Consider the following 10884-nt stretch of genomic DNA (forward strand, 5'->3'; position numbering starts at 1 on the left):
CGCTGCACCTCTTCATCCAGATTAATATCTAATTTTTCGTCTTGACGGCTGACTGCGGTCAGCGAGTCAATTTTCGCTTCCAGCTCTGCAATCGGCTGTTCAAAATCAAGAAAATTCAGACTCATAGTATTCCTATATTAGTCAAATTCCAGTTCAACCTGTTCGTTGCCCACCAGGGTACGCAAGTCATTCAGCAACCGGTCGGTCGGCGTTACACGCCATGTCGCGCCAAATCGCAACCTGGCGCGCGCATCTTCGCGTTGATAATAAAGATGCACTGGAATCGTCCCGGATCGGTGTGGTTCCAACGATTGGCGGAGACGGTTTAAAAGCTGGTCATCAATTTGCCTGTCAGTCAGCGAGATAGCAAGACCCCGGGCATATTTTTCACGTGCTTCGCTGACATCCATCAGTTCACGGGCGGTCATTTTAAGACCCCCGTTGAAGTCATCAAAGCTGACCTGTCCAGATGCGATCAGGATACGGTCTTTTTCCAGCAAATGCTGGTATTTTTCCAGCGCATCGGTGAACAGCATCACGTCCAGGCGGCCGGACCTGTCGTCAAGCGTTAATACCCCGATGCGATTGCCCCGTTTAGTCACCATGATGCGGGCGGAAAGCACCAGCCCGACCGCGGTAATCGTCTTGCCGCGATCGGTGGGATGCATGTCCTTCAGGCGTATGCCGCCGGCATAACGCTCAATTTCGCGCAGATAACGCGTAATGGGATGGCCGGTCAGGTATAGCCCCAGGGTTTCGCGCTCGCCGTCCAGCACCACATGTTCCGGCCAGGGCGGCACGGTACTGTAGGACGCTTCAACGGCTTCCGGCGCGTCGGCCAGTACGCCGAACATATCGCCCTGGCCAATGGCTTCCGCCTTGGCATGCTGGTCCGCCGCCTTGAGCGCGTCGTTAAGGGAGTTCATCAACGCGGCGCGGTGCGGGCCGAGACGGTCGAACGCGCCGGACATGATCAGTTTTTCCAGCATGCGGCGATTAAGCTTTTTGATATCGGTGCGGGCGCAAAGATCAAACAGCTCTTTGAAATGTCCGTCCTGGTTGCGGGCATCGATAATCGCCTCGATCGGCCCCTCGCCCACGCCTTTAATCGCGCCAATGCCGTAGACTATCTCTCCCTGGTCATTGACGTGAAAATGATATTGCCCGCTGTTGATATCCGGCGGCAGGACTTTCAGTCCCATGCGCCAGCACTCGTCGACCAGGCCCACCACCTTTTCGGTGTTGTCCATATCCGCGGTCATCACCGCCGCCATAAACTCGGCCGGATAGTGCGCCTTGAGCCACAGGGTCTGGTAGGAGACCAGCGCATAGGCGGCGGAGTGGGATTTATTAAAACCGTAACCGGCGAATTTCTCCACCAGGTCGAAGATTTTCATCGACAGCTCGCCGTCGACGCCGTTCTTTTCCGCCCCATCCTTGAAGATCGAGCGCTGTTTCTCCATCTCCTCCAGCTTTTTTTTGCCCATGGCGCGGCGCAGCATATCCGCGCCGCCCAGGGTATAGCCCGAAAGCACCTGGGCTATCTGCATCACCTGTTCCTGGTAGAGAATAATGCCGTAGGTCGGCTCCAGCACCGTGCTCAGGGATTCATGCTGCCATTGTATATCCGGGTAAGAGATGGCCTCGCGTCCGTGTTTACGGTCGATGAAGTTATCCACCATGCCGGACTGGAGCGGCCCGGGACGGAACAGCGCCACCAGGGCTATCATATCCTCGAAGCAGTCGGGCTGCAGACGCTTTATCAGGTCCTTCATGCCGCGGGATTCCAACTGGAACACCGCGGTGGTTTCAGAGCGCTGAAGCATATCGAAGCTTTTTTTGTCCTCCAGCGGGATCGCCGCGATATCCACCGGTTCCAGTCCGTGCCGCGCGCGGCGGGCGTTAATCATTTCCAGCGCCCAGTTGATGATGGTCAGGGTGCGCAATCCCAGGAAGTCAAACTTCACCAGCCCGGTATATTCCACATCGTTTTTATCGAACTGGGTGACCGGATGATTACCTTCGGCGTCGCAGTAGAGCGGGGCGAAGTCGGTAATCCTGGTCGGGGCGATAACCACCCCGCCGGCATGTTTGCCGGCGTTGCGGGTAACGCCTTCCAGTTTACGCGCCATGTCGATAAGCGCCCGGACCTCTTCATCGGCTTCATAGATCGCCGGCAGCTGCGGCTCGGCGGCAAAGGCTTTTTCCAGCGTCATGCCCGGGTCGGGCGGCACCAGTTTGGAGATGCGATCGACAAAACCATAGGGATGGCCCAATACCCGGCCCACGTCGCGGATCACCGCCTTGGCGGCCATGGTGCCGAAGGTGATGATCTGCGATACCGCCTCGCGGCCATAGGTTTCGGCCACGTGGTCGATAACCAGGTCGCGCTTCTCCATGCAGAAATCCACATCGAAGTCGGGCATCGAGACGCGTTCCGGATTGAGGAACCGCTCGAACAGCAGATCGAAGGCCAAGGGATCGAGATCGGTGATTTTCAGCGAGTAGGCCACCAGCGAACCCGCGCCCGACCCGCGTCCCGGACCCACCGGCACGCCGTTATCCTTCGACCACTGGATAAATTCCATCACGATCAGGAAGTAGCCGGGAAATCCCATCTGGTTTATCACCTTCAGCTCGATTTCCAGGCGTTCGTCATAGGGCGGACGCTTGGCGATACGCTCCTGCTCATCGGGGAACAAAAAGGCCAACCGTTCCTCCAGCCCCTCGCGGGACCGGGCAACCAGGAAATCCTCGGTGGACATTGCGCCGGTGGGAAACTGCGGCAGGAAATATTCTCCCAGCCGGATGGTGACATTGCAGCGCTTGGCAATCTCGACGCTGTTTTGCAGCGCTTCCGGCAAATCGGCGAACAGCTCGCACATCTGCTCTTCGCTGCGCATAAACTGCTGCGGGCTGTAACGGCGCGGCCGTTTCGGATCGTCCAGGGTAAAACCGTCATGGATCGCCACGCGGATTTCATGGGCGTCAAAATCGCCTTCGCTGATAAAACGCACATCGTTGGTGGCCACCACCGGCAACCCGCGCTCAATGGCAACGGCAACCGCGGCGTGCAGATAGCTTTCCTCATCCGCGCGGCCGGTACGGGTCAGTTCAAGATAATAGCGATCGGGGAAATACTGTTGATAAAACGCCAGGCACTGCTCAACCTGCGACATATTTCCGCGCATCAGGAACTTGCCGACGTCGCCGTTGCGACCGCCGGAGAGCAGCAGCAAACCCTCGTTATGCTTTATCAGCCAGTCGCGGTCAATAATCGGCCCCGCCGCGCCGTAGCCGCGCTGGTAGGCTTCGGAAATCAATAGCGTGAGATGTTGGTAACCGACGTTATCGGCCGCCAGGATGGTCAGCTCCGCCATTTCCTCGCCCAGCATGTCGCTTTGCACCAGGACATCCGCGCCGACGATCGGCTTGACCCCGGCTCCGTGCGCGCTGCCGTAAAACTTAACCAGGCCGCACAGGTTCATGAAATCGGTAATCGCCAGGGCGGGCATGTTCATCGCCGCGGTTTTTTTAACCAACGGGCCGATTTTAGCCAGCCCGTCGATCATCGAGTAGTCGCTGTGCACGCGAAGGTGAATAAAACGTGGTTCGGCCATTATCCCGCTACCCAAAGTTTATTTTGTGGTGAAGACCCGAAATCCACCGGATACCGGCCGTTTCAAACCAGTCCCAGCGCCCGTTTTACCGGCGCGAAGCTCCGGCGATGATGTACCGTGGCGCCCAGGAGCGCCAGCTTTTCCAGATGAAACGCCGTCGGATAGCCTTTATGCCGCGCAAAACCGTAGGCGGGAAACTCAAGGTCCAGCACCGCCATCTCCCTGTCCCGCGACACCTTCGCCACGATGGAGGCCGCGCTGATTTCCGCCACGCGGCTGTCTCCCTTGACCACCGCCAGCGACGGCATCGACAGCAGCGGGCAGCGATTGCCGTCTATTAAAACAAAGTCCGGGGGGATTTGCAGCCCCTGGACCGCGCGCTGCATCGCCAGCAGGGTGGCATGGAAGATATTCAGCAGGTCAATCTCCGCCGCTTCGGCGCGTCCCAGGCTCCAGGCCAGCGCCTTGTCGGTGATTTCGTCATACAGCGACTCGCGGCGTCTGGCGCTGAGTTTTTTTGAATCCGCCAGGCCGGTTATCGGGCGCAGGGGATCGAGGATCACCGCCGCGGTGACCACCGCGCCGACCAGCGGACCGCGGCCGACTTCGTCAACGCCGGCGATTCGGCTCGCCAGCGGATAGATAAATAATTCCGTCATGATGGTTACCGCTATCGGGCAGGCTGCGCGATGAGTTTCAGCACCGCCTGGGCCGCCTGCTCGTCGGCATTACAGCGAATTTGCCGATGCAAATCGCGAAAAGTGTCTTTCAGCGCCTGGCTGTTAACGTCGTTCTCCAGCAAGGGCGCCAGCGCCGAGGCCAGTTTTTCCGGCACGCAGTCTTCCTGCAGCAGTTCCTGGACCAGTTCACGACCGGCCAGCAGGTTGGGCAGCGAGACATAGGGCGTCTTTACCAGGCGCCGCGCCAGCCAGAAGGTGAACGGTTTCATGCGATAGCCCACCACCATCGGGCATTTGGCCAGCATGCATTCGAGCGCGGCGGTACCGGAAGCCAGCAGGGCCGCGTCGCTGGCCACCATCGCCTCGCGCGCCTGCCCATCAAGCAGATGCACCCGAAGATCCGGCGCCACTCGGGCTTTAATGGCCTCAAACTGCGCGCGCCGGCGGGCATTGACCAGCGGCACCACGATGTCGAGACCGGGAAATCGGACGTTTAACAACCGGGCGGCATTCAGGAAATCGGCGCTGAGTATCTCGACTTCCGCGCCGCGGCTGCCGGGCAGCAACGCCAGGCAACGGGCGCCCGGGGCAATGCCCAGATGTTGCCGGGCCGCCGCTTTATCCGGCTCCAGCGGCATGGCGTCGGCCAGGGTGTGGCCGATAAACTGGCAGGGAACGTTATAACGGTCGTAAAAGGCTTTTTCAAACGGCAGGAATGCCAGCACGTTGTCGGTGGCCCTGCCGATTTTGAATACCCTTTTCTGACGCCACGCCCATACCGACGGGCTGACATAATGGATGGTGCGGATACCGCGTCCCTTGAGCCGGCCTTCCAGGGTAATATTGAAATCCGGCGCGTCGATGCCGACAAAAACCGCCGGGCGCAGCGCGCGAAAGCGCCGGGTCAGGTCGCGACGGATTTTCAGCAGCCGCGGCAGCCGTTCCACCACCTCGACGATGCCCATCACCGCCAGCTCTTCCATTTCGTACCACGCCTCGCAGCCTTCGGCCTGCATGCGCGGTCCGGCGACGCCGACAAAACGGGCGTCGGGCAGATGACGGCGCAGGGCGCGTATCAATCCCGCGCCCAGAATATCCCCGGATGTTTCGCCGGCCACCAGGCCGATAACCACCGTGGACGCCTGCATGTTCAGCGGATGATGCCCCGCTGCGAGCGGGCCAGGAAATCGGTAAAGGCGCGAATCACCGGATGCTGGACCGCCATGGCGTCAAGCTCGGGTTTAACTTCGTCCAGGGTCTTGCCGCTGCGATAGATCAGTTTATATGCGGCGCGGATGGCATGCTGGGCTTCCTTGTCGAAACCCCGGCGTTTGAGACCCTCGATATTAATCCCGAACGGCGTGGCGTGATTGCCCTGGGCGATGACAAACGGCGGTACGTCCTGGGCCACGCCCGAGCAACCGCCGACCATGACATGGGCGCCGATGCTGCAAAACTGATGCACGGCGGTCAGGCCGCCGATAATGGCGTAATCGCCCACCGTCACATGCCCGCCGAGCGTGGCGTTATTCGCCAGGATACAGCGATCGCCGATGACGCAGTCATGGGCGATATGGGTATTGATCATCAGCAGGTTGTCGTTGCCGATGCGGGTCACTTCCCCGCCCTGGGCGGTGCCGCGATGCACGGTCACGCTTTCGCGGATGCTGTTGCGGTCGCCGATTTCGACACGGGTCGGCTCGCCGGCGTATTTCAGATCCTGGTTTACCTCGCCGATGGAGGCGAACTGGTAAATCAGGTTATCTTCACCGATTTTGGTAATGCCGTTGACCACGATATGGGATTTCAGCACCGTGCGGGCGCCGATTTCGACCTGCGGGCCGATAAAACAAAACGGCCCGATGTGTACACCGGCATGGATTATGGCGCCGTCTTCAACTATGGCACTGGGATGGATAAAGGCGGATTGATCAATCACGTTTTCAGGACTCCCGACGACGGGCGCACATCATTGACGCTTCGCAAGCGATTTCGCCGTCCACCTTGGCAACCCCCTGGAAACGAGCAACTCCGCGGCGCTCTTTGATGAATTCCACTTCAAGGATCATTTGATCGCCAGGCTGAACCGGGCGTTTGAAGCGCGCATGATCCACTGCTGCGAAATAGTATAGCTCACCCGGCTCCAGCTTTCCGACGCTCTTAAACGCCAGGATACCCGTGGCCTGCGCCATCGCTTCCAGGATCAATACGCCCGGGAAAATCGGTTTGCCGGGAAAATGCCCCTGGAAAAACGGCTCGTTGAAAGAAACGTTTTTCACCGCGCGCAGAAACTTGCCTTTTTCAAAATCGAGCACCCGGTCCACCAGCAAAAAAGGGAAACGGTGAGGCAATAATTCTAATATCTCTTCTATCTGCAGAGTATGAGCATGAGTGTCATTAGTCAAAATACTCTTCCTGTCTGAAAAAACGATGGCAGTAATAACACGGCCTGCAACAATCCCACACAGGACAATTTGGCAGGCCGCAAATAAAAAATGTCTTCGCCAGGCTTAACTGCCTGAACGCGCATAATTATCACTATCTGGCGAAAGCGATTAGTTTTTTGCTGATTTTCGCTCGACAGCTTTTAACCGCTTGCTGATCTCGCTGATATTCATCACTAATGCTGCGGTCTTACGCCACACTTTATTCGGTTGCAACGGAATACCCGAGGAGTATACGCCAGGTTCGGTAATAGGTCTCATCACCATGCCCATGCCGGTGATGGTCACTTTGTCGCATATTTCCATATGCCCGTTTATGACGCTGGCGCCGCCAATCATGCAATAGCGGCCGATTTTCAGACTGCCGGCCATGATAACGCCGCCCGCAACCGCGGTATTGTCGCCAATTATGACGTTATGTGCAATCTGGCACTGGTTGTCGATGATAACGCCATTGCCGATAACGGTATTGTCCAACGCGCCGCGATCGATGGTGGTGCAGGCGCCGATTTCAACGCGATCGCCGATTTCAACCGTGCCCAGCTGGGGGATTTTGATCCAGTCGCCGCGATCGTTGGCATAGCCGAAACCATCGGCGCCGATAACGGTGCCCGACTGGATCAGGCATTTTTCACCGATGCGCACTTCATGGTAGACGGTCACGTTGGCCCAAAGCTGGGTGCCCGCGCCGATATGGGTATGTTTACCGATAAAGCAGCCCGGACCGATAACCACGTTATCACCCAGTACCACGCCGGATTCGATGACCGCGTTGGCGCCGACGGCCACCTGGCTGCCCAGGCATGCGTCGGGCGCAATCACCGCGCTGGGGGCGATATCCCGCGCGGCGGCGGGCGTGGTATTGAGCAGTTGCGCCATATGCGCATAGGTCAGGTAGGGATTTTTAACCACCAACGCGGCGCATTGGCAGTAAGGCAGGTCGGCTTCGGTAAGAACGACCGCGCCGGCCTGGCAGGAAGCGAGTTTTTCACGAAAACGGCTGTCGGCCAGAAACGTAATGTGGCCCGCCTTGGCGGAGCCCATGGAAGCAATGCCGGTGATGACGAGGGAGCCATCACCGTGCAATTGTGCATCCAACTGCTGCGCTAAATCAGCAAGTCGAATTGATGGCATGACTTATTTAACCTGTTTTAACACATCGTCAGTGATGTCATTGGCAGAACCGGCATACGCCACGGCGTTGGCATCGATTACGATGTCATAGCCTTGCTTGGTGGCGACGGCTTTCACCGCATCCTGGATACGGCTCAGGATTTTGTTGCGTTCTTCACCCTGACGGCGACGATTGTCTTGTTCAAAAGCCTGTGCCTTGCCGGAGAAGTCTTCACGTTGAGCCATGACGTCCTTCTCCAGACGGCTGCGATCGGCGGCTTTCATGGTGGAGCCGTCACGTTGCAGGCGCTGCATTTTAGTCTGCAGATCACGTTCCTGCGCTTGCAGGTCGGTTGCCCTGCCCTTGAACTCATTTTCGAGTTGTTTAGCGACAACAGCGCGCTGAGGAGACTGCTGAAAGATATTGGCAATATTGACAACAGCTATTTTATCAGCAGCTTGCACGCTGGCTGAGGCAGCCAATGCTAATCCGAGGCCCGCGGCATACAACCACTTTTTCACTATAAACTCCTTTACACTACATTTAAGTTTGAAAACATTTCAACGCGGCGGGAACCAACGCCCTGACCGGCGGCATGCCGCCGGTCAACCTATTCAGGCCCTGTTTACCGCCTTGCCTGGTGCCGGCGCTGTAAATCCACGCAATGTTACCACGTTTTACCAATATTAAACTGGAACTGCTCCGCCTTGTCGCCGTCGTATTTTTTGACCGGCTGGGCATAAGAGAATACCAAAGGCCCGAGCGGTGACATCCACTGCAGGGCAAAACCGCTGGAAATGCGGATATTACCCGGATTACTGTAGTCCGGCACGTTGTACTGCCGGGTCTGCGCGGTGTTTTGCCACGCGGTATCCCAAACGGTGCCGCTGTCGACGAACAGCGAGGTGCGCACCGAATTGGCGTATTTCGGACTGATAAACGGCGTCGGCACGATAAGCTCGGCGCTCAGCAGCGCCATGGCGTTGCCGCCCACCGCGTCGCTGGATTTATCCAGCGGACAATCGCCGAGGTTACCCTCGCCGCCGCCGCACTTATAATACGCCGCTTTCGGCCCGATGGTATTGGAGCGGAAACCACGCACCGTGCTGGAACCACCGGCGTAGAAGTTGTCGTAGAACGGCATTTCCTTGCTGCCGATGCCGTCGGCGTAACCGGCGCGCCCACGGCCCATCAGCACCCAGCTGCCGGTGTCGGTCAGCGGCAGGTAGCTGGTGGTATCGAAGGTCACCTTGTAGTATTCGTTATCCGAACCCGGCACGGTCACCTTGCCGGTCAGGCTGGCGCTGGTGCCCGAGGTGGGGAAATAACCCCGATCCAGGTTGCTGTAACTCCAGCCGGTGGTGAGGAAGAAATCATTGGCGCTGAAATCAGCGCTGTCGTCTTTCTTTTCCCCCGCCACGACCTTGGGTTGGAAACCGGTGGATTCGAGATAGCGCCACATGGCGATCTGGGGATACATATTCGACAGATCGTTATGGACGTAATCCACACCCAGGCGCAGCGAACTGGTTTCACTGATCGGGAAACCGAGCGTGGAGCCCAGGCCATAGCTCCTGTTGGTATAATCCGACAGGTCGGCGTTGTCGGCGTCGAAGTTGTTGTAGAAAATACGCCCGCCGAGGCTGACGCCGTCCACGGTAAAGTACGGGTCGGTCAGGGAAAGCTCGGCATAGGTTTGGTAATCGTTCTTGGTGCCGCTGAAACCCACGGAATTACCGGTGCCCAGCCAGTTGTCCTGCTGGATGCCGAACTGGAAGCTGACGCCGCTTTCGGTGCCGAAACCCACGCCGAAGTTGATGCTGCCGGTGTTGCGTTCCTTCACCTTGTAGGTCACGTCCACCATGTCGTCGGTACCGGGGACACGCTGCGTATCCACGTCAACCGTTTCGAAATAGCCCAGGCGGTTCAGGCGGTCCTTGCCCTGGTCGACCAGGTTGCTGCCAAGCCAGGCGCCTTCCATCTGGCGCATTTCGCGCCGCAGCACCACGTCCTTGGTAATGTCGTTGCCCTCGAACTTCACATGCCTGACGTAATAACGGTTGCCCGCATCCACGTTGATATGGAGTTTGACGGTTTTATCGGCGTCGTTGATCTCCGGTTGGGTCACCACGCGCGGATAGGCATAACCATAACGGCCCAGCAGCTGCTTGATGTCGTTTTCCATCTTGGTGACTTTAGCGCCGCTGTACAGCTCGCCCGGCTTAACGCGGGACAAGGCGTCGATCTCAGCGGAGTGCCCGGCCAGGTTGCCGTTGACCACGGTGCCGGACAGGGTGTACTGCGCGCCTTCGGTAATATTCAGGGTGATGTAGATACCCTTCTTGTCCGGCGTCAGGCTCACCTGGGTCGAGTCGATATTAAAACGGGCATAGCCCCGGTCAAGGTAGAAGCTGCGCAGGGTCTCGAGATCGCCCGCCAGTTTCTGCTTCTGGTATTTACGATCGCCGACCACGTTCCACCACGGCACCTCATCGCGCAGCTGGAAGCGCGAGACCAGCTCGTCGGTGGTGAAGGCATGGTTGCCGACAATATTGATCTGCTGGATCTTGGCGGAAAGGCCCTCGGTAAACACCAGTTTCAAATCTACCCGGTTGCGCGGCAGCGGCGTAACAACGGCTTTAACCGTCGCGCTGTATTTGCCGACGCTGTAGTAGAAGTCCTCCAGCCCTTTCTCGATGTTGGAAATCGTGGTGCGGTCCAACGCCTCGCCGACGCGCACGCCGGAAGCCTCGAGATTCTGCTTGAGCATATCCTCCTTCACCGCCTTGTTGCCGGAGAAGGTGATACTGGCAATAGTGGGACGCTCCTTGACCTGAACGAGCAGTGTGTCTCCATCACGCAGCACCCGGACATCCTCGAAGTTCCCGGTGGCAAATAAGGCGCGGATAGTATTGCCGATATCTTCATCACTGGCCGTGTCTCCGACACGTACCGGCATACTGAGTAACGCCGCACCGACGGCGACCCGTTGCAGTCCTTCGAAATGAATGTCCTTCACTACGAAC

Annotated in this window: 8 protein-coding genes and 1 pseudogene; all 9 read right to left on the reverse strand. The window is 58.0% G+C overall.

All coding sequences use genetic code 11. From position 1 onward, the window contains the following. A pseudogene (locus VGC33_RS06630) lies at positions 1-125 on the reverse strand (acetyl-CoA carboxylase carboxyl transferase subunit alpha); the annotation flags it as partial. 12 nt (positions 126-137) lie between these two features. Continuing rightward, positions 138-3620, reverse strand: a complete 3483-nt coding sequence (dnaE, locus tag VGC33_RS06635; protein ID WP_331119964.1) for a DNA polymerase III subunit alpha — start codon at positions 3618-3620, stop codon at positions 138-140. Positions 3621-3682: 62 nt separating this feature from the next. Then, complete coding sequence (gene rnhB / locus VGC33_RS06640) at positions 3683-4279, reverse strand: ribonuclease HII (RefSeq protein ID WP_331119965.1); 597 nt, start codon at positions 4277-4279, stop codon at positions 3683-3685. An 11-nt stretch (positions 4280-4290) separates the two neighbouring features. Continuing rightward, positions 4291-5448, reverse strand: a complete 1158-nt coding sequence (lpxB, locus tag VGC33_RS06645; protein WP_331119966.1) for a lipid-A-disaccharide synthase — start codon at positions 5446-5448, stop codon at positions 4291-4293. 2 nt (positions 5449-5450) lie between these two features. Further along, complete coding sequence (gene lpxA / locus VGC33_RS06650; protein WP_331119967.1) at positions 5451-6239, reverse strand: acyl-ACP--UDP-N-acetylglucosamine O-acyltransferase; 789 nt, start codon at positions 6237-6239, stop codon at positions 5451-5453. A gap of 4 nt (positions 6240-6243) precedes the next feature. Beyond that, positions 6244-6705, reverse strand: coding sequence for a 3-hydroxyacyl-ACP dehydratase FabZ (fabZ, locus tag VGC33_RS06655; RefSeq protein WP_331119968.1), 462 nt, complete (start codon positions 6703-6705; stop codon positions 6244-6246). Positions 6706-6855: 150 nt separating this feature from the next. After that, positions 6856-7878: a UDP-3-O-(3-hydroxymyristoyl)glucosamine N-acyltransferase gene (lpxD, locus tag VGC33_RS06660; protein WP_331119969.1), complete on the reverse strand. Its 1023-nt coding sequence runs from the start codon at positions 7876-7878 to the stop codon at positions 6856-6858. Between the two features lie 3 nt (positions 7879-7881). Further along, complete coding sequence (skp, locus tag VGC33_RS06665) at positions 7882-8379, reverse strand: molecular chaperone Skp (RefSeq protein ID WP_331119970.1); 498 nt, start codon at positions 8377-8379, stop codon at positions 7882-7884. A gap of 146 nt (positions 8380-8525) precedes the next feature. Continuing rightward, positions 8526-10884 (reverse strand): outer membrane protein assembly factor BamA (bamA, locus tag VGC33_RS06670; RefSeq protein ID WP_331119971.1); only part of this gene is annotated, 2359 nt, incomplete at its 5' end.

The organism is Acerihabitans sp. (assembly GCF_036398755.1).
In the GTDB taxonomy this organism is placed as follows: Bacteria; Pseudomonadota; Gammaproteobacteria; order Enterobacterales; family Enterobacteriaceae; genus Acerihabitans.

Bases quoted from the DNA above. Each gene is read 5' to 3' on its own strand.
- rnhB (WP_331119965.1), bottom strand. From the start codon at position 4,279: ATGACGGAATTATTTATCTATCCGCTGGCGAGCCGAATCGCCGGCGTT.
- lpxB (WP_331119966.1), bottom strand. From the start codon at position 5,448: ATGCAGGCGTCCACGGTGGTTATCGGCCTGGTGGCCGGCGAAACATCC.
- lpxD (WP_331119969.1), bottom strand. From the start codon at position 7,878: ATGCCATCAATTCGACTTGCTGATTTAGCGCAGCAGTTGGATGCACAA.
- dnaE (WP_331119964.1), bottom strand. From the start codon at position 3,620: ATGGCCGAACCACGTTTTATTCACCTTCGCGTGCACAGCGACTACTCG.